The following is a 21,160-nucleotide window of genomic DNA, read 5'->3' on the forward strand; positions in this document are numbered from 1 at the left end:
ATTAAATTATTTACAGGTTTTTTGAATTTCTAACGCTCTTTCTAATCCCCATTTTGGAGAATATGGCGTTGCTGGTTTAAAATTATTAAAAAGTTCAATAGATTTATCAACTTGTGCACATAAAGGTTTTGTATCAACTCCTGTCCATTTTGCACCTCCCAATTGATAATCTGCTTCACCAAAAACGGCTCTTGGATTATTTGGGTCTAATGTTTTAGCTTTCGCGTAAGCTTCCATCACCTTTCCAGAATACTTCATTCCGTTTGTCATTGGGTCAGCAACAACATATCCTGTGTAAATTAAAGCTTGTAAAACATATAATTCTGAGTTGCTTTGATCTTTTATCATTTCAACATCTACAGCATCTTGCGCTTTTGTCAATAACAAATCGATTTTTGTTTTGTCTTTTTCTGTAAAAACAGCTAATGCATTTATTAAACCTACATAATAATTTGGTAAATAACTGTTTTTTTCAGCGCCAGCGATTCTTTCAAATAAAGCAGAAGCTTCAGTATTTTTTCCTTCTTTCCAAAGTCCGAAAGCTTTGTTCATTCCTTGTTCAAATTGTGTTTGAGCTGAACTTATTACTACTACAAATAGTGCTATTAAAGTGATGATTTTTTTCATTTTTTATAAGTTTTTTTAATGGTTTATTTATATGGATTAGTTATTTGTTTATTAGAATGTAATTTCAATTTTTGAATCTTTATTGACATTAAATTTTGCATCGCTATACAAAGGAGGTCCCATAAATCCTTTTGCATTATTCGAAGCGGCATATTCTTCTAATGGCATTCCCATTGCATTTCTGTCTAGCTTTCCGTTAATATTTTCATCATGATAAGTTGAAATTGCATATTCTCCCGCAGGAAGATCATCAAAAGTTACAACCGCTTGATTGTCTTTAATTTCGGAAGCAAGACTTTTGTAAGTTGCTTTAAGAAACGTTCCGTCTGAATTATATAATCCTACTTTAACAACTCCTGTATCATTTTTCAAACCTGAAACAGCAACAGTTAATTTTACATTTTGTGCAGACATTAAGCTGCAGATAAATAAAATAGTTATTGTAATAATTTTGGTCATGATTTCTATTTTTTTAAAGTTTCTAAGTTACTAAGGTTCTGAGGTTCTGAGGTTCTAAGTTTTTTTTATAGATAATTAAAACTCTTTTTTTAGGTTCAAAGATTCAGAGTTTTTGAATTTGCAAAGAAACCTTTGCTACTTTGTTACTTTGTAACTTTGATCCTTTATTTAATTTATACTTCAAAAGTATGCTGGTTTTTAGTCTTTTAAAATTAAATGATACTGAGTTGTTGATTTTTGATGATGAATTGTTTTTTGAAGATTCTAAGATTCTGAGCTACTAAGATTCTAAGTTTTTCTCTTTTCAGGCAAAACCTTAGCATTTCAGAAACTTAGTAGCTTAGCATCTTTACCAAGAACTACAAGTTTTTCAATTGATTCTCATTTTTATTTTGGCTGATTGTCCAGAAGAAACCTACGAAGAAGAATCTGTCTGCAGTCGGAACAACGGCTTGTCTTTGATAAACTCCACTTGGATCTGGATTTTTAGCATAATCGTAACCGAAAACATTTTGTGTTCCTAAAAGATTTGAAACTGAGAAATAAAGAATTTTTTGTGTTGTTAATAAGTATGCCCAATTGAAACTCAAACTATTGTACGATTTAGTTTTTCCGTTCATGAATTGTGTCTGATTTGGATCGTTGTACGGACGTCCTGAACTATAACTATTTGTAAATCCGATTTGTGATTTCCAGTCTGTAATGAAATATTTTGTTACTAGAGACAAACTATGGTTGGCAATAAAACTTGGAGTCGCCATGTTCGGAAAGTTTTTATATTGTCTTTCTGAATCGATGTAAGAATATGAAATCCAATATTCCAAGTTTTTGTACAAATTGCTGTCTCTCCAAAGCAAATCAAAACCTTTTGCATAACCTGATCCGTTGTTATTAAAAACTGAATTGTACTGAATATCTCTCGTATCGTACTGAACTAAATTTCTATAATCTTTATAATAAAGTTCTGTTCTCAGCAATTGTCCCGGTTTTGTAAACGTGTAATTCAAAATATAATGTTGCGCTTTTTCGCTTTCAAACTGATGGTATTTTGAATATTTAATATAATCTACAACAGGCGTTTGAGAGAAATCTCCGTAAGCAAAAGAAAACTGGCTGCTTTTTGAAAGTTTGTATCCTAATGAAGCTCTTGGTGCAATGTTGTTTTCGTTTAATAAACTATTATTAGAATATCTTAAACCTACTTTTAAAGCCAGATTTTTTGAAAACGAAACATCACCTTCTACATATGATGCAAAAATGTTAGAATCATAACCATTTGCAATATCAAGAGAAACATTGTCAACTATATCTTCATTGTATTTGGTAATGAAATAATCTGTTCCGAAAGACAATCTGAAATAGTTTGAAAATTTCTTGCTTAACTTTAATTTCAATTGTGCAGCATTTTCTACACTTTTAACGCCCGTAATATCATATTTCAACTTGTTATTACTATAACCGTAACTAACTCCCGAAGTTAACGTCCAGCCTGATCCAAAACTTCCTTTGTAAGATGAATTCAAATAGAAGTTATTATTGTTCATATCTGTTCTAATAGGATTTTCAAAATTGACATTCTTCTGATTTAAATCGAATCTTTCTGAATCGAATGAAGCATATAATTTGAAAACTCCGTTTGTGAATTTATATCTATAAACTGTTTCACCTCCAAGCGATTGATAAGGATTATTCCAATCTACGTTTTGCGGAATCACAGCTTGGTATGGCGCTAAATTCACATACATCATATTTACGCTCAAAGTACTTTTTTTGAATTTTTGAGTATTTCCTACGCTAAAACCAACAGTCATAAAACCCAAATCTGTTTTTTCGTGATCTTCGTCATCTTGTGTATTCAAAAGCAAAACACTTGACAAAGCTTCGCCGTATTCTGCAGAATATCCGCCTGTAGAAAAAGCAATTCCGCTAAACAAGAAAGGAGAAAATCTGCTTCGAGTTGGTAAATTATTTGTAGTTGCTCCATACGGTTGTGCTACACGAATTCCGTCTACAAAAGTTTGAGTTTCACTAGCTTCTCCTCCACGCACAAACAAACGTCCATCTTCACCTACTGTCTGCGTTCCAGGCAAAGTTTGCAAAGCTGCCACGATATTTCCAGCAGAACCCGCAGTCGTTACAATATCTAAAGGTTTTAAAACAGAAACTCTAGCCTTTTCTCCAGACTCTAAAGTTCCAGCCGTAATGACAACTGCATCTAAAGCATTAACATTTTCTCTTAATTTTACCGTTTGGTCTTTATAATTAGCAACATCAATTTCTTGTTTATAAGTTTCGAAAAGTAAAAAACTAACCACTAAAAATTTATTTCCAGTTTCAGTAGTTTCAAAAGAGAACTCACCAGTTTCAGAGCTTGTTGCTCCGTCATAAGTTCCATCTATATAAATATTTGCACCTGCAACTGGTTTTCCTTTTTGGTCAACTACTTTTCCTGAAATAGTATTCTGAGCAAAAATTAAAGCTGTAAAAAATAAAAAGCTAACTGTAAAAAATAATTTGGTTTTCATATCCGTTTTGGTTTTTGATGAAGCAAATGTATTTTAACAATTCATGTTAAAAAATATATAATAACCCAATTGTAGAATTTCGAGGATGAGTTGTAAAATACTAATTTGTATCTTAGCTAGGAAAACCAAAATCATCTTTTTATGTCAGAAAGTAAACGAATTTCAAATCTATATCAATCCATTTATAATGGAAATCCTTGGCTTGAAGTCAATTTGGCTAGCACTCTAAAAAATGTAACAGCAGAGCAAGCTTACAAAAAAGCAAACCCTAATCTTAATACGATTTGGGAAATTGTGAATCATTTGATACAATGGAGAAGAAATATTTTAGAGCGCATGCAGGGAGAAGTGATCATAACTCCAGATCATAACTATTTTGTTCCTGTTTTAGATCCGTCAGAAGTGGCTTGGGAACAATCGCTTCAGACACTTGCAAAAACTCAAGAATCGTGGAATGCTTTTTTTGAGAATTTTGATGATGAAGATTTAGCGAAAATTTATGTAAATAACGGTCATACTTATTATGAACACATTCACGGAATTATTCAGCATGATGTTTATCATTTAGGGCAGATTGTTATTTTGAAGAAACTGGTTTAAAACGTCGCTTATGTCATTTCGAGGAACGAGGAATCTCCGCGAGAAGCTCTACAAAGATTGGATTTTAGTTATGGAGTTACTTGCGGAGATTCCTCGTTCCTCGAAATGACAAAATTGAGCCTAATTTTTTAAATAATATAATTTTAAACTTGAATTGCATTATGAAAAAATCAATACTGTTATTTGCTCTTTTGCTATTAAGCGCTACCAGCTTTTCGCAAGAAACCGAAGTGAAATATGATGAAACCCTTGCAAAATCTCTTCACGCTGACGAATACGGAATGAAGAAATATGTTTTTTGTCTTTTAAAATCTGGAAGCAATACAACCGCTTCTAAAGAAGAAACTAAAAAACTTTTTGAAGGGCACATGGAAAATATTGGCAAATTGGCCAAAGAAGGAAAACTGGTTGTTGCCGGACCTTTCATGAAAAATGATCGAAATTATCGTGGCATTTACGTTTTTAATGTTGAAACGATAGAAGAAGCAAAAGCTCTTGTCGCTACCGATCCAGCAATAAAAGCCAATTTACTCGAAGCCGAATTAACGCCTTGGTATTGCACCGCAGCTTTACAGGAAACTGTGAAAATACATGACAAAATCGCCAAGACGAAAATGTAAAATATGAAAACAGAAAAAGAAAAAATGATCTCTGGCGAGTATTACAACGCCTTTGATCCTGAATTGGTAAAAGGACGCCGAAATGCTAAAAATTTACTGCATACTTTAAACGTAAAAGAATACAGAGTTACCAAAAAAGCAAAAGAAATTTTAAAAGAATTAATTCCAAATACTGGAGCTGGTTTTTATATTGAACCTCCTTTTCACTGTGATTATGGCTACAATATTTTTGCTGGCGAAAATGTTTATTTTAATGTGAATTGTGTTGTTTTGGACTGTGCACCAGTAAATATCGGATCAAATGTGTTTATTGCGCCAAATGTTCAGATTTACACCGCTTCTCATCCGCTTGATGCTGAATTAAGAAAAACATTAGAAAATGCTTATCCAGTTACAATTGGAGACGATTGCTGGATTGGCGGAAATTCGGTTATTTGCCCAGGCGTAACAATCGGAAAAGGCTGTGTTATTGGAGCTGGATCTGTTGTTACAAAAGATATTCCAGACAATTCGCTTGCAGTTGGAAATCCAGCAAAAGTTATTCGAAAATTAAATCAAGAACCTGAATCAAAAAAATAATGCTTACCCTTAATAAAGTCCACCATATTGCCATTTTGTGTTCCGATTATGAAAAATCGAAATATTTCTACACTCAGATTTTAGGTCTAACCATAATTAGAGAAATCTATCGTGAAGAGCGCCAGTCTTATAAATTAGATTTGGCTCTAAATGGCACTTATGTAGTCGAATTATTCTCCTTTCCAAATCCGCCACAAAGACCTTCAAGACCAGAAGCGGTTGGTTTGCGCCATTTGGCTTTTGAAGTTATTAATTTAGAAGAAACAATTGCTTTTTTAACTTCTAAAAAAATTGAATCAGAACCAATAAGAATTGATGAAACGACAGAAAAACGTTTTACTTTTATTGCAGATCCTGATTTATTGCCGATTGAGTTTTATGAGCGTTAAGTTTTTTTGCCACAAAGGCGAAGACACTAAGTTTTTTTTATTATTTAAATATTGAAGGATTGAATTGCGTCCAGCTTTAGCTTATGTAAAAATAAAACTTAGCGTCTTTGAAAGTTTACTCATACGAAGATTCTACAAATTGTTCCCAACCTTTACAATAAAAAAATACTCTATTCAAGAAAGGAAATTCTAAAAACATAGATATGAGGTTATTTTACTTATTTATTATCATTTTTTTTCCACTTATTCTTTTCAGTCAGGAAAATAGAATAATCAAAATGATAGATGGTGAACCTATAAAAAACGGCGTATTTTTAAAATCAACTCCTGAAGGGTGGACTTTTGTTAACAAGAAAGGGGTCCAATATTACAAATCGTTCAAATCAGTTTTTAGTATAAATAACGGAATGGTAAGAGTTGAAGAAAATCTGCCAGCTGATCAAACTAGAGGCAATAGCAAAGGAAAGACCGGCGGTATAAGTGAAATTTATATTTTAGAAATCATGAAACAAATGGGCGATATTAATTATTATTATTTTCCAGATCGATATATAAAAGTTGGATATTTTGAAGACAATTCAAATAAATTAGATTATGTTATTGAACTTAATAATCACACGGATGCAGCAGGATATGCTGGCTCCAGAGACGGAAAATATGCTAAGATAAATAAGAACGGAGATGTATTAACGGAGTTTAAATATGACCATAGCTTTAGATTTTTCACTGTTACTAAAAAAAATAAAAGCATAAAAACCTATGTGAAATTAGATTATTTTACCGGAAAAGAAGTTTTTTCAACGAAAGACAGTCTAGTAAGATATTGGGACACAAAAAACTATATTGTCAAAAATACCAAAACTAAGAAATATTTATTTACTTACAATTCTCATACTTACACAGTACCAAAAGAATTTATCTATATAAAAGGTTTATCGCAGAAAAGTAAAATTTTCACCTATAGTTTTTACAATCGTAAAAAAGAGATTCACGAATATGGTTTTATTAAACTTAACGGAAAAAAATTAAAAACTGATTTAGAGCCTCTTTCTACTTTCTATAACGGTCATGGTATTGTGAAAGAAGAAATAAAAGACAGTCTTCAAAAAACAAAAATTGTTATTAAAATTGTAAACGAGCAATTAGAAAACTTCAGAATCTTAAACGATATTACAGTTGGTAGTGATTTTGATAGCTATGGAAATATCATTATGTCATATCCAGTAGGAGAAATACAGAATATTAAGTTTAAAGATTGTGTAATTGACTATAAAGGAAATTACATCATTACTCCTGCCGGAGATTGGAACAAAATATGGGAAGTCTCCGACGGAATTTATCATCGCGAAGTATATTATTATAAAGAAATAGACAGGATTTTAAATAGTTGGACGACTGATGAATATTACTACAACCAAAAGGGCGAGAAACTATTTCAAGTTTCAAATGAAGGTTTAAACAGGCCTTTTTTCTTTATTGGTGAAAAATTCAATTATTTCCGCATGTCTAGTATGCAAAATATCATTATGACTTTGGATAAGCAAAACAATGTCCTTGAAAGCAGTATATCCGGTATAGTCGAAACGAAATTATAGATGAATAGAGCGTTATATATCAATAAGCATACTGAACGAATTTTCCTGTTTATATTCATTTTAACACACTAAAATGAATATTTCCTAGAAAAAACCGAATTTGATGCTTAATTTTGTAATCCGCAGAAAAAAAATGCGGAATTCTCAAACTTATAATGATGAACAAAACGGCGCAAATAAAAAAAAATCATCAATTAATCAAATTCCGAAAATTAGTTATTGTTTCTATTTTAATTGGCTTTCTTTCAGCTTTCCTCGGAATTTCACTAAAAAAAATAACGGAATATTACGAAGAGATCTTCTTTCATGAAGTTTCAGTTCACCCAGTATTTTACATCATATTTCCAGTTTTTGGTTTATCGGTAATTTATTTCTTAAGGCAATATCTTTTTAAGAAAAAAGAAAATAAAGGAATCAAAGAAGTTTTTGAAAGTACAGCATCAAAATCTAAAAATCTTCCTTCTTATAAAATTCCATCTCACTTCATAAACGGATTACTAACAGTTATTTTTGGAGGTTCAACAGGAATCGAAGTTTCTACTGTTGTCGCTACAGCAACTATCGGATCTGTTGCTCATGAAAAAGAAAATGTTTTCCGTCAATACAAAACAGAATTAATCTGTGCGGGTGTGGCCGCGGGAGTTACAGCACTTTTCAGCAGTCCGATTGCGGGAGTTTTATTTGCTTTCGAAGTAATTTCTAGAAAAGTAACTCGTGCATTTATCATTTCTAATTTAATTGCCGTTTCTATTGCTTTTGGTTTACTGACCATTTTAAAAGAAGAACCTTTATTTGCAGTTTCAATCGTAACTTGGAATTTAAAAGCGATTCCGTACTTCATTCTTTTAGGAATTTTAGCTGGAATGAATTCGGTTTATCTAACTCGCTGCGTTTTATTTTTCAAATCACAATTTGGTAAAATCGACACACATTATTACAAAATCATTTTAGGTTCAGCAGTTTTAAGTCTTTCCTTATTCTTTTTTCCTCAATTGTACGGAGAAGGTTATCACGCCATTAAAGGAATTTTTGGAAATGCGCCTCAAACTCAATTAACTATAACTTTAGCTTTAACGTTTATTGGAATTTTAATCCTAAAACCAATTGTTACTTCTATAACATTGGCTTCTGGAGGTGACGGAGGTGTTTTTGCTCCAAGTCTATTTATCGGAGCATTTTTAGGATTACTATTGGCTTCGATCTTAAACAGCTTTTTCCATGTAAATGTAATTCCAGTTAACTTTATGATTATCGGAATGGCTGCGGTTCTTAGCGCAAGTATTCATGCGCCTTTTACAGCGATATTCTTGGTTTGTGGTTTAACAAACGATTATACTTTGTTTTTCCCAATTCTTGTAGTTTGTTTAATTTCAAAATACACTGCAAAAACAATTTATCCGTATACAGTATACAGTTATTCTCCAAGCTTAGTTAAATAATTTCAGACTTAGTTATACAATCTGAAGATTAAAAACATATAGCAAAGTATATTTAAAAGCATAACGAATAAAAATAATACCACATAATGCCAACTGAAAAAATAAAAAGAAGCTATCGCAAAACACGTTACATCCTTTACAAAGAAACTTTAATTGATTATAAAGAACACTTTTGGTCATTTTTAGGTTCTTTCGTTGGAATTGGAATTTTAGCTTATGTACAATCTATGCATTTTTCTGGTCCTGATGCAGTTTATTTAATTGGTTCTTTTGGAGCATCGAGTGTTTTGGTTTATGGAATTATTCAAAGTCCGTTTTCGCAGCCTCGAAATTTAGTTGGCGGACATGTAATTTCTGCTCTTGTCGGTGTAACTGTCAACAAATTGGTTCCCGATATTATGTGGATTGCTGCGCCTTTGGCGGTTTCAATTGCCATCATTTTAATGCAGATTACTAAAACGCTTCATCCACCTGGAGGAGCAACAGCTTTAATCGCAGTTATTGGAACAGAAAAAGTAAAAGCTTTAGGTTATATGTATGTACTCTCTCCAGTTTTTACAGGAGTTATGATTTTACTTTTAACGGCTTTGATTTTTAATAATATGACTTCAAGCAGAAGTTATCCAAGTCACAGTACTTATCACAAACATTATCATAAGATTAGAAAAAGACTGACAAGAAAATAAATTTTTTAAGTTCTGTTTGTCAGGCTGAGCGAAGTCGAAGGCTCGCAAATTGGAATGTGGCTTCGACTTCGCTCAGCCTGACAAACTAATTGAAAATCAATCTACTAAAATCTTTTCAACAAATCGCAATTCGAGATTCGAATTTCGTTTTTTATATTTTACCTTTGACCTCTCAATAAAAACAAAGATTATGGTTTATAAATTTAGAGTTATTCTAGACGCCGAAGAAGATATTTTTAGAGACATTGCTATTCTTGAGGAAGATACACTTGAGGATTTACACAATGCAATCTTCAATGCTTTTGGCTTTGACGGATCAGAAGTGGCTTCATTTTATACTTGTGATGATACTTGGAATCAAGAAGATGAAATTCCGCTTTTTGATACAGGAGATGTTCCTGGCGAAATAAGAACCATGAACGATTATCCGTTATCTAGTATTTTAGACAAACAAAATACTAAGATTATCTACGTTTATGATTTCATCAGTATGTGGACTTTCTTAGTTGAATTGGCCGCTGTCGAAGATGAACAAGTTGGAGCAATTTACCCAGAAACTTTATATTCTCACGGCGAAATGCCAGACGAAGCTCTTGAAAAAAACTTCGAAGCAGATATGCACGACGATATTTACGGAGAATTTGAAGACGACTTAGACGAAGAAGATCTTGATATGTTTGAAGGCGATGACAGCTTCGAAGATTATGGATTTGAGGAGAATTGGAATTAATCTAAGTTGCTAAGATTCTGAGACACTAAGATTCTAAGCTTTCTTTTTTTTTGAGAGATTTTTCTTATTTTTAAAATTAATTTAAAAATAAAAAATGAGTCATTTTAAAAAAATCTTAGTTTGGCAAAAGTCAATTTCCTTAGTTACCAAAATTTACAAAGCAACAAGTACATTTCCCAAAGAAGAAATGTTTGGATTAACTTCGCAGATACGTCGAAGCTCAGTTTCCATTCCGAGCAATATTGCGGAAGGATCAGGTAGAGAAAGCAGTAAAGATTTTTTACGATTTTTATATATTTCTCTTGGTTCTATATTTGAGATGCAGACTCAACTCGAAATTGCAAAAAATATAATTTACATAAACGAAGAAGAATTTAACCTTTTATATGAGGATAGTCGAGAGATCGAAAGAATGTTAGCGTCATTAATTAGAAAATTAAAAGACAGTAATTAAAAACTTAGTATCTTAGAAACTTAGAATCTCAGCAACTCAAAAAAAATGATCAACTTATTCAACACCCACATCGATACGCTTGCTATTCACCGCGTAGGAAACAAAAGCCGTAACGAAGCGATTTTTTTATCAGAGCAGCCGTTTAATTTAAATGACGAGATTGTTCCTTTGATTAAAGAATTCTTTTTTAAACCTTTTAGAGAAAAAGAAGAAAACTATTATCAGTTTGCACACGAAGTGGACTTGGACTACAACGACATGTTTAAATATGCAACTGAGATTTTTGCAAATCCGTCAAATGTTCATGAGGTTTCTAAAAACATCACAAAACATTTATACGAGCAGTCAAATCACCCGCACATTAAAAATGGTGAAGTTTATGTAACGTATTTGACTAATCTAAGTATTGATAACAATGTTGTTGATGCAATTGGAATTTTCAAAAGCGAGTTACAAGCAGACTTTTTACAGTTTGAAGAAAATGGAAGCAACCTTGAAATGATTTTACAGCAAGGAATTAACTTGAGTAAATTAGATAAAGGATGTTTGATTTTCAACTACAAAAGAGAAGAAGGATATAAAATTTTAACTGTAGACAGCAACCGTTATGATGCGCGTTACTGGTTAGAGCACTTTTTATCTGTTGATGCTTTTGAGGATGAAAATTTCATCACAAAAAAATATTTAAAATTCTGTCAAAACTTCGCAAAAGATGTTGTTTTGCCAGCAGAAGACAAGAAAGAGGAAGTAATGTTTATGAACCGATCTGTGAATTATTTCGCTAAAAATGATCAGTTTGAAGAACAGAATTTCTTGAATGAAGTATTAGACAATCCTGATTTGATTCCTGAATTTAAAAACTATAAAGTTGATAAAGGAGAAAAATACAGCATCGAAGATGTTACCTCATTCCCTATTGCCAACGCAGCAGTTTCTGACGCTAGAAAATCGATTAAAAATGTAATTAATTTGGATACTCACATTCAGATTAAAATGGATTTTATTAATCCTGAAAGTGCAGAAAAATTTGTTGAAAAAGGCTGGGATGAAGAAAAACAAATGTATTACTACTTAGTTTACTTCAACAAAGAAGAAAAAAGCTAAGAAGTTTTCATTTTCTATTACTTACTTAATACAAAAAAAGGCAGTTACATTTGTAATTGCCTTTTTTTATTTGCTTCAATTCTCTTTAAAATAAAGAAAAAATGGCTTTCAGAATATCATCATAAACTTGTTTGTCTCTTTCTCCTGCACGAGCTAAAACTCGAATTCCAGAATAATTATTAAAGATAAAACGAGCTAAAGATCTGGCTTCTTGCTTATCAGAAATCTGGCCTAACTCCTGCCCTTTTTTTATAGCTTGGCAAAAAATATCTTCGACCGTTTTCTGATTATTGTGAACAATTTTTGCAATTTCAGGATCGTGCATCGCCAATTCAACTGACGAATTTACCATAAAACAGCCTTTTGTAATTCGATCTTGAAGACTTTCTACAACAGCCTGTTTAAATATTTCCGTTAAAGCTATTTTGATGTTTTCAGCATTTTCTAGAAGCTCTTTAAGAATGTCTTGATTTTGCTGTTGATATCGTTGTAATGACTTTACAAATAGCTTTTGCTTATCGCCAAAAGTATCATACAAACTAGAACGACTTAATCCTAAATGATTTACCAAATCCTGTGCAGAAGTTCCGTTGTAACCTTTGTGCCAAAAAATCTCGATTGCTTTATCTAAAGCTTGATCTTCATTAAACTCTTTCGTTCTAGCCATGACATTCAAATTAAATTCATTTACAAAGATATAAAAATATGGAACAATCGTTCCTGAATTAGTCAAAAAAATTATAATACTGTATTCACAGTAAGTCCACCATCAACCACAATTTCAGTTCCTGTTATGAATGAAGAATCGTCAGATGCAAGAAAACTTACTGTTTTTGCCACTTCCGTAGCTTGTCCAAAACGTTTCAATAAAATCTTTTGCCCTAAAGCTGCTCCCAAACCTTCAACTTCTTCTTTTTCTAAACCAACTTTACCATATAAAGGTGTTTCAATTGGACCAGGAGAAACCGCATTTATTCTGATTTTTCTTGAAGCCAATTCTGCAGCAAAAATTTTGTTTAGTGATAAAACCGCTGCTTTACTTGCTCCATAAACACTTGAACCTGGCATTCCTAATTGTGCATTTACTGAAGTATTGAAAATAATAGAACCTCCATCATTTAAAATTGGAAGCACTTTTTGAACTGTAAAATAAACTCCTTTTACATTCACATTCATAATACTGTCATAATGATCTTCTGAAGCTGAATCAACTGGAGCAAAAGCTGCAATTCCTGCATTCAAGAATAGAATATCAACTTTTCCGAATTTTGATTTTACTTCTGCTACCAAATTATCGATTGATTTTAAATCAGATTGATCTGCAACAATTCCAGTAACATTTAATTCAGATTCCGCTTTCGCTAAAGCTTCTTTGTTTCTTCCTGTTACAATTACTTTTGCTCCTTTTGCAACTAAATCAGCCGCAGCTGCGTATCCTATTCCACTGTTTCCTCCAGTTACTATTGCAACTTTATTTTCTAAATTTTTCATTGTTATTTGTTTTTTAAGTTATTGATTATTCAATTATTATGGTACAAAGATATAATAACGGAACAATCGTTCCGTTATTATTAATGTTAATTTTTAGTTAAAATAAAAAAGAACTTCCCGAAAGCCTTTAATTATAAGGGAAACAACTATTTAACTATAGAGGAAAGAGATTATAAAATGTCGTACATTCTTAATTTATCCTTAATTTTGTATTAAAAAATAACTCAGATGGATATTCAATTTTTTAAAGAAAGTCCTTTTAACACTATAATTTCCTTTCACAAGCTAATTGAATCTTTTGAAGAAATTGCTTTATCAGACGTTGATTATAGATCAAACTACGCCAAAGCGATTTTAGAACAAATTGACTTAATTCCGGAACTTAGGACTGGAATCCAGGATTATTCAATCATTAAAGACAATGAAGCTTTAATTAAAAATATTTTAGCCGATTTATTTCCAACTGCATTGACGCACAACGAGATAAAAGCGGTAACGATTCCATTTCAAAATATCTCCTTTAACTATACAGAGCGTTTCAAGAAAATTCTCAAAAATGCGGGAGACGAATTTTACATGGAAATTCGTGATTTTAGCGAACATCAATTCTATATTAATAACTGCTGTTTGATTTTAAGCTATTATTACAATCAACGTATTGATTTTAATCAGCCATTTTTCTATGACATTCCAGATGAAAATGGTGTAGAAAAGCATTATAGAATTTTATACAATGCTGATTTCATGGAAATTATTCCAACTGAAAACTCTGTCCTATTAACTCAAGAAGATATCGATCAATTGATTGACAATTACAATGATATTGATTTATGGAAATCTAAATTCCCTAAAGGAAGCTGGATTTTAAGAGGTTTCGGAATTGTTTCATTGTTTGATGCCACAACAGAAAGTGCTATTTCTATTTTGAAAAGTAATTTGTTGAAACCTGGACCAAAAACAGTTGAAACAGATGAGGAAGTTTCTAATATTTTTCAGTCAATTTTTAATCTTCCGAATTTAAAAGTCGGATTTATTATTTACAATCCTGAAGAAGAGAAATTCATCAGACCAGCAAAATATGATAAACAGATGAAGAGCTTTTTACTTTCTGCCGATCAGGAAGTAGATTGTAAAAATGCTTTTTTTGGATGTTCTTTCGAAAATTTATTGGACAACAGAGAACCTTTCGTTATTTCTAATGTTAGCAAATTCACAGAAGAATCAACAAATAAAAGACTTGGCGAACATTTACTAAAACAAGGAATACAGAGCTGTATTTTTGCTCCAGTTATCAAAAGCGGACATTTATTAGGTGTTGTCGAATTGGTTTCTCAAAATCCAAGAGATCTAAACAGCGTAAATGCTACAAAACTAGATTTGGTTCTTCCTTATTTGACTGACACAATTGATCGTTACAATACGGATATGCAACATCAGATTGAAGCGATTATTCAGCGAGAATATACTACAATTCACCCAAGCGTTTATTGGAAATTTAAAAGGGAATCGCAGAATTATTTTCAGAATATGAATCATACTAAAGATTATATTTTTAAAGAAATTGTCTTTAAAAATGTATATCCGCTATATGGTCAAATCGATATAAAAGGTTCTTCTGAGCATCGAAATGAAACCGTGAAAATTGATTTGAAAAGTCAGTTGACGGCACTTTTGGAAATCTTCGATAATCAGAAACCAAATTCGAATCTAGTTCTTTTGGAACAAAGAAAATTTGAATTGGAATCGCTTCGAAGCGAATTGGATTTTCCTTTAAAAGCAGATACAGAACAGCATATTCAAAGATATATTGAAGAAGAAATTCATCCGATTTTGAAAAATACAAAAGGCAATGCTAAAGATGAGAAATTGGCAGAATTGTATTTTGAAAAACTGGATGAAAAAACAGGAATGTTTTATCACGAAAGAAAGAAGTTCGACAACGCAATGTCGATTATCAATAAGAGATTAGCAACGGTTTTAGATAGAAAACAAGTTGAAGCTCAACAGATTTATCCGCATTATTACGAACGTTTCAAAACGGATGGTGTTGAACATAATTTGTATATTGGAGCTTCGATTTCGCCAACAAAACCATTCGATATTATGTATTTGCATAATCTCCGTTTATGGCAATTGCAGACTTTATGTGAAATGGAATTGGAACATCACGAACTTAAAGAATCGCTTCCTTATGAATTGGATGTTACTTCTTTAATTTTGGTTTTCAGTTCTCCGCTTTCTATTCGTTTTAGAATGGATGAAAAACGTTTTGATGTTGATGGAACTTATAATGCAAGATATGAAGTCGTTAAAAAACGAATCGATAAATCGAACATTAAAGGAAGCAACGAAAGAATTACTGAAAAAGAGAAAATTACAATTGTGTATTCTCAAAACAGCGAAGAAGCAGAATATTTAAAATATATTAAATACTTACAGCACAAGAAAATTCTTGAACCTTCGATTGAGCAATTTGAAGTTGAAGATCTTCAGGGAGTTTCGGGCTTGAGAGCAATTCGTGTGAAAGTAATTAACAACATTTCAAACTCGAAAATTAAAAAAATAACCTATCAGGATTTATTAGATGAGCTCAACTAGATAGTTGAGCTTTTTTTTGCAGTTTTAAATTATTTAAACACATAGAAACATAGATTTTGAAAACCTATAAAAGGCATTTCATTTTTGAAAAAACATAGCTGTACTTCTACTAATTTATGCGCAAAACTTTGTCAAAGTTTCAAACTTTGACAAGGCTCTCAGCATTTTGATCTATGTGTGAGAAACTAGTTTCTTTCTCTATTCTTTTCTGAAATATAAAAAACTATGTTTCTATGTGTTTAAAATAGATCGAACTCAGTAATTAAATCGATTTAAAAGCAATCACAAACGCGATTACGGTTATGATAATTCCGACCATAAAAAAGTTATATGCAATTCGGAGTAAATTATATTTTCGCTGTAAAACCAATCCCAGATAATACAAATCTTTAATCATTGTCGAATACAAATAATCTCTGTCTTTCATCATTTCATTCATTGCCCAATCGTAATCTTCAAGAGGCATTTTATAGAAATTTCCAAAAAACATTAAATTCACTTTTTTAGCTTCTACGTCATCTCTTGTGAAAAATCCAGAAGTTACTTTTGGACGAGTAGAAAGAATCGCAAAAATAATCGTGATCACACTCGAAATCAGCATAATAAAAGTTGGAACAACTAAATGTGCATTTTTCGGACTGTCTAATTTTGGAATAATAGACGATAATGCAATCGAAATAATAATCGCATTTACCGACAATAAAATATTGGCTTTACTATCTGCAATGCCACTTAAGCGAGTATGATTTCCAAGCGTAACACGAAATAAAGTATCAATTCCGCGATCTGGTTTTTCGGCTTTCTCAGCTTTTTCCTTTTTTTTATTTTCTTCTTCGAGTGCGGCAGCGGCTTTCAATTCCTGTTTATTGATTTTTTTCTGAATTAATAATAGATTTTTTTCCTTTAAAGGTTGCCATTTTCTTAAGGCGTAATCTGTATAAAATCTGTGCTTATTCAATAAGAAATTTAAATTTTCTCTAGTCCATTCAGCATTTGAAAAACTAACTATGCCTGCATTTTTTAATTCCAGACGCAGCAATTCGCAAGTTGTAGCATATTCCGCTCCCATTAAATGCGCGTAATCTGCATCTCTGATAATTTTTTCTAAATGCGTTCTAGGCTCATATTCTTTAACTGTCGCCAAAATTAAACTTGAAACCAGTGCAATAAATTCTTCCGATTTTCCTTTTTCGCGCAAGAAGTCGGCAGCGATTTTTGTACTTGTCTTTTCATGGTTTTCATAACCTTCAATATATCCGGTGTCGTGAAACCAAGCTGCGACCAAAAGTGCCACTTTATCATCTCCTTCCACATCTTCTTTTTTACAAAGCTCTTTTACCGCATTAACCACTGTAAAAGTATGATTAAAATTATGGTAAGAATATAAATTAGAAAGTTTATCTTTGAGTAAATTACCGACAAAATCCTCGGATTGTTCTATTAGATTCATAAAGAATATTTTTATACCACTAAATTATGAAATTGTTTTTGGATAATCATTTTATTGCCAAGATTAAAAACTCATCATTAGCAATAATGTCACTATTCATTGTTTATTCCTGTGCAACGCGCAAACCGCAGTACGGAAAAAATGTTAGTGCCAACGAAACAGAAAACGCAACAGATACTATAAAAATTGCTCATACATTTTTTCTTGTTGGCGATGCTGGAAATGCTGACGAAGAACAAGCACAGCAAACTCTGGAACTTTTGCATCAAAAGCTAAAAAAAGCAAGTAAAAAATCGACCCTTATTTTCTTGGGTGATAATATTTATCCAAAAGGTTTTCCGAGTGACAAACATCCAGAAGACAAGGCTTTGGCAGAAACTAAACTGACAAATCAATTAAAATTAACCAAAGATTTTAAAGGAAAAACAATCGTAATTCCTGGAAATCATGATTGGTACAGCGGCATCAAAGGTCTGGAGCGTCAAGCAGATTTTGTAACGAAATATTTAAACGATAAAAAGAGTTTTCTTCCAAGAAAAACCTGCCCGATTGAAGATGTAAAAATTGACAGCACCACAACTTTGATAGCTGTTGATAGTGAATGGTTTCTGGAAGATTGGAACGATCATCCGACTATAAATGACAATTGCGAAATTAAAACAAGAGAAGCTTTCTTTGAAGAATTAGAAGGTCTTTTAAATAAAAACCAAGAAAAAACAGTTGTTTTGGCAATTCATCATCCTTTATTCAGTAACGGAACTCATGGCGGACAATTTTCATTAGAAAAACAATTATTCCCTTTAGAGCAAAAAATTCCGCTTCCGATAATTGGGTCTTTCATCAATTTATTGCGAAAAACATCTGGAGTTAGTCCGCAAGATATACAAAATAAACAATACACGATTTACACAAAAAGAATTAAAACGCTTTTACAGAAGCAGAAAAATGTAATTGTAGTCTCTGGACACGATCATAACTTGCAATTTATCAGCAAAGAAAATATTCAGCAGATTATCAGCGGTGCAGGATCAAAATCGGAAGCTGCGAGAGCAATAAATCCTTATGATTTTTCGTATGGCGGAAATGGATACGCAACATTGACTATGTTCAAAAGCGGCGATGCAAAAGTTTCTTTTTATGGAAATGAAAATAATAAAGAAAAACTGCTTTTTGAACGCGAAATTATAAAAGCCAAAGAAATTAACTGGGCTTCAGATATTCCAAATAAGTTTCCTGCAACAGTGACCACTTCGATTTATTCTCCAAAAATGACTCAAAAAGGAGCATTTCACAGATTCTTATTTGGTCAGCATTATAGAAAATATTACAGTCTTCCTATTGAAGCTACAGCTGCAACCGTTGATACTTTAAAAGGTGGATTGAAACCAATTCGCGAAGGCGGCGGACATCAATCTGTTTCCTTAAGAATGTCTGATCCTCAAGGACGTGAATACATTATGCGCGCCATGAAAAAAAGTGCGACAGTATTTTTACAGTCAGTTGCTTTTAAAGATCAATATGTAGTAAATGAATTTGAAAAAACATACGCAGAAGATTTCTTATTTGATTTTTACACTACTTCTCACCCTTATTCTTCTTTTGCAATTGGCGGAATGTCTGATAAAATTGGGCTAAGACATACCAATCCGATTTTATATTATGTTCCAAAGCAAAATGGTTTAGGCGAATTTAATGCAAGCTTTGGAGATCAATTGTACATGGTTGAAGAGAGACCTGCAGACAATCATTTGGATGGGAAAAATTTCGGAAAACCAGACAATATTATTGGAACTGATGAAATGATGCTAAATCTTCATAAAGATGAAAAATATGTTGTTGATGAAAAAGAATATATAAAAGCGCGTTTGTTTGATATTCTTTTAGGAGATTGGGACAGACACAGCGATCAATGGCGCTGGGCTGAATATAAAGAAAATGGAAAAGTAATTTACAGACCAATTCCTAGAGATCGTGATCAGGCTTTTGTTAAATATGATGGAGCTTTGCTTTCGCTTATCATGAATATGCCTCCGCTTCGTCATATGCGAACTTTTAAAGGCGACAGAATCAATGTGAAATGGCTTGGAAGAGAACCTTATCCAATGGATTTGGCATTTCTAAGAACTGCTCAAGAAAAAGATTGGGTTGAGCAAGCTAAATACATTCAAGAAAATCTAACCGATGCAGATATCGATGAGGCTTTCAAAAATATGCCTAAAGAAGTTCAGGACGAAACAGTTGATGAAATAAAAGCAAAACTAAAAAGTAGAAAAAAAGATCTTCAAAAGTATGCTCGCAGATATTCTGATGTTTTAAACAAAACAGTTATGATTGCTGGAACAGACAAAAAAGATAAGTTTGTTATAAATCATAATGTAAAAAAAGGAATTGAAATTCAGGTTTTCAGAGTTAAAAAAGAAGGCGATGAATTGGTTTTCACCAAAAACGTAACGGATAATAAAACCAAAAATCTTTGGATTTACGGACTAGATGATAATGACACATTTGAGGTAAAAGGAGATCAAAAATCTAGCATAAAAATTCGTTTAATCGGTGGTCAGAATAATGATACTTATAACATTGAAAACGGAAGAAAAGTTATTGTTTACGATTTTAAATCAAAAGAAAACACATACAATTTAGATTCTAAAACCCAAACACAGTTAACAGACGATTACGATGTTAATTTATATAATTATGAAAGGCCAAAATACAATGTAATTGCAGGGCTTCCAACGATTGGATATAATCCAGATGATGGCGTAAAAATGGGAGTTAATTTAAATTATACGGTCAATAATTTCAAACAGAATCCGTACACACAAAGACATATTTTTAATGCATTCTACTATTTTGCGACAGGCGGTTTAGAGTTTAATTATGCTGCGCATTTTCCAGGTTTGTTAGGCAAATGGGTTATTGATGTGGAATCTTTATATACCACTCCAAATTTTGCTATGAACTATTTTGGATACGGAAATGAATCACAATACGATGAAGATTTAGGAATGGATTATAATCGTGTTCGTATCAGAAAATTTAATGCTTCGGCCGCTATTCGTCACGTAGGAAGATTTGGAAGTGAATTCAGCATTCAGCCAATTTTCCAGAGAATGACAGTTGAAGAAACAGAAAACAGATATATAAATATTCCTGGAATTGTAAATCCAGTTGTTTTTGATAGTCAAAATTATGGCGGTTTGAAAGTTAAATATACTTTCAAAAATTCAGATTTTCAAGCAAAACCAACTTTAGGAATGTTCTTTATGATTGCTGGAACTTGGACAACAAATCTCGATCAGACAAAACAGAACTTCCCAACTTTGGAAAGTGCTTTAGGTTTTACACATAAAATCGATCATAATGGTAAATTGATTTTAGCAACTTATGTTAAAGGTAAAGCGATTTTAAATAATAACTACGAGTTTTATCAAGGTGCTTCTCTTGGAGGCGATACCGATTTACGTGGTTTTAGAAATGAGCGTTTCTTAGGAAATTCCTATTTTTCTCAAAGCTCTGATTTACGTTTGAGTATTGGAAAAATCCGCAAAACGATTGTGCCTTTTACATACGGAATTTTAGGTGGTTTCGACTACGGAAGAGTTTGGCTTGATGGTGAAGAATCAAGAAAATGGCATCAAGATTACGGCGGCGGACTTTGGCTGAATGCCATAAATGTTATTACGGCTAGAATTTCTTATTTCAAATCTCCTGATGAAATTGGAAGGCTGATTTTTGGAGCAGCTTATAGTTTTTAAAAAAGGTGCTAAGGTACTTAGATGTTAAGGTTCTAAGGTTTTCTACTCTGAGTTAA

General features: G+C 32.2%; 18 protein-coding genes. 12 read left to right on the forward strand and 6 right to left on the reverse strand.

Features of this window, described 5'->3' with window-relative positions; genetic code table 11:
• Positions 1-6: 6 nt before the first annotated feature.
• The 3 genes from V6624_RS22910 to V6624_RS22920 form a co-directional block, all read right to left on the reverse strand.
• Entirely contained in the window at positions 7-627 is a 621-nt protein-coding gene (locus tag V6624_RS22910) for a hypothetical protein (RefSeq protein WP_111288956.1), read from the reverse strand.
• Between the two features lie 51 nt (positions 628-678).
• A complete protein-coding gene (locus V6624_RS22915; protein WP_338840356.1) occupies positions 679-1,086 on the reverse strand; it encodes a DUF2141 domain-containing protein in 408 nt (135 codons plus the stop codon).
• Between the two features lie 359 nt (positions 1,087-1,445).
• The gene (locus tag V6624_RS22920) at positions 1,446-3,611 is read right to left on the reverse strand and encodes a TonB-dependent receptor (protein WP_338840357.1); all 2,166 of its coding nucleotides are present in this window, start codon (positions 3,609-3,611) and stop codon (positions 1,446-1,448) included.
• Between the two features lie 141 nt (positions 3,612-3,752).
• Here V6624_RS22920 and V6624_RS22925 point away from each other — a divergent pair, with 141 nt between their 5' ends.
• The 10 genes from V6624_RS22925 to V6624_RS22970 all read left to right on the forward strand — a co-directional run bounded on the left by V6624_RS22925 (position 3,753) and on the right by V6624_RS22970 (position 11,807).
• On the forward strand, positions 3,753-4,211 hold the full coding sequence (locus V6624_RS22925) for a DinB family protein (protein WP_338840360.1): 459 nt from the start codon (positions 3,753-3,755) through the stop codon (positions 4,209-4,211).
• Between the two features lie 161 nt (positions 4,212-4,372).
• A complete protein-coding gene (locus V6624_RS22930; protein WP_338840361.1) occupies positions 4,373-4,831 on the forward strand; it encodes a YciI family protein in 459 nt (152 codons plus the stop codon).
• Between the two features lie 3 nt (positions 4,832-4,834).
• Positions 4,835-5,410, forward strand: coding sequence for a sugar O-acetyltransferase (locus tag V6624_RS22935; RefSeq protein ID WP_338840363.1), 576 nt, complete (start codon positions 4,835-4,837; stop codon positions 5,408-5,410).
• On the forward strand, positions 5,410-5,799 hold the full coding sequence (locus V6624_RS22940; RefSeq protein WP_338840364.1) for a VOC family protein: 390 nt from the start codon (positions 5,410-5,412) through the stop codon (positions 5,797-5,799). Before V6624_RS22935 ends, V6624_RS22940 begins: the two co-directional genes overlap by 1 nt.
• A gap of 203 nt (positions 5,800-6,002) precedes the next feature.
• Entirely contained in the window at positions 6,003-7,394 is a 1,392-nt protein-coding gene (locus V6624_RS22945; RefSeq protein ID WP_338840365.1) for a hypothetical protein, read from the forward strand.
• 158 nt (positions 7,395-7,552) lie between these two features.
• Positions 7,553-8,833 (forward strand): chloride channel protein, encoded by a 1,281-nt coding sequence (locus tag V6624_RS22950; RefSeq protein WP_338841923.1) that lies wholly within the window; start codon positions 7,553-7,555, stop codon positions 8,831-8,833.
• Between the two features lie 86 nt (positions 8,834-8,919).
• The gene (locus tag V6624_RS22955; protein ID WP_338840366.1) at positions 8,920-9,519 is read left to right on the forward strand and encodes an HPP family protein; all 600 of its coding nucleotides are present in this window, start codon (positions 8,920-8,922) and stop codon (positions 9,517-9,519) included.
• A gap of 190 nt (positions 9,520-9,709) precedes the next feature.
• Positions 9,710-10,249, forward strand: coding sequence for an IS1096 element passenger TnpR family protein (locus V6624_RS22960; RefSeq protein WP_111289268.1), 540 nt, complete (start codon positions 9,710-9,712; stop codon positions 10,247-10,249).
• Between the two features lie 94 nt (positions 10,250-10,343).
• A complete protein-coding gene (locus V6624_RS22965) occupies positions 10,344-10,703 on the forward strand; it encodes a four helix bundle protein (RefSeq protein WP_111288974.1) in 360 nt (119 codons plus the stop codon).
• A 45-nt stretch (positions 10,704-10,748) separates the two neighbouring features.
• A complete protein-coding gene (locus V6624_RS22970; protein ID WP_111288976.1) occupies positions 10,749-11,807 on the forward strand; it encodes a nucleoid-associated protein in 1,059 nt (352 codons plus the stop codon).
• Between the two features lie 85 nt (positions 11,808-11,892).
• Here the strand turns inward: V6624_RS22970 and V6624_RS22975 are convergent, their stop codons facing one another.
• Entirely contained in the window at positions 11,893-12,474 is a 582-nt protein-coding gene (locus tag V6624_RS22975) for a TetR/AcrR family transcriptional regulator (RefSeq protein ID WP_338840367.1), read from the reverse strand.
• 71 nt (positions 12,475-12,545) lie between these two features.
• Positions 12,546-13,298 carry a glucose 1-dehydrogenase gene (locus tag V6624_RS22980; protein WP_338840368.1) on the reverse strand — a complete coding sequence of 251 codons (753 nt, stop codon included), beginning with the start codon at positions 13,296-13,298 and terminating at the stop codon, positions 12,546-12,548.
• A 228-nt stretch (positions 13,299-13,526) separates the two neighbouring features.
• On the opposite strand from V6624_RS22980, the gene V6624_RS22985 reads away from it, so the two are divergent.
• The gene (locus tag V6624_RS22985; protein ID WP_338840369.1) at positions 13,527-15,896 is read left to right on the forward strand and encodes a GAF domain-containing protein; all 2,370 of its coding nucleotides are present in this window, start codon (positions 13,527-13,529) and stop codon (positions 15,894-15,896) included.
• A 262-nt stretch (positions 15,897-16,158) separates the two neighbouring features.
• Here the strand turns inward: V6624_RS22985 and V6624_RS22990 are convergent, their stop codons facing one another.
• On the reverse strand, positions 16,159-17,346 hold the full coding sequence (locus V6624_RS22990) for a Pycsar system effector family protein (RefSeq protein WP_338840370.1): 1,188 nt from the start codon (positions 17,344-17,346) through the stop codon (positions 16,159-16,161).
• A gap of 26 nt (positions 17,347-17,372) precedes the next feature.
• Here V6624_RS22990 and V6624_RS22995 point away from each other — a divergent pair, with 26 nt between their 5' ends.
• Positions 17,373-21,104: a metallophosphoesterase gene (locus V6624_RS22995; protein WP_338840371.1), complete on the forward strand. Its 3,732-nt coding sequence runs from the start codon at positions 17,373-17,375 to the stop codon at positions 21,102-21,104.
• Positions 21,105-21,160: the final 56 nt, after the last annotated feature.

Source organism: Flavobacterium ginsenosidimutans, from assembly GCF_037478105.1.
Lineage (GTDB): Bacteria > Bacteroidota > Bacteroidia > Flavobacteriales > Flavobacteriaceae > Flavobacterium > Flavobacterium ginsenosidimutans.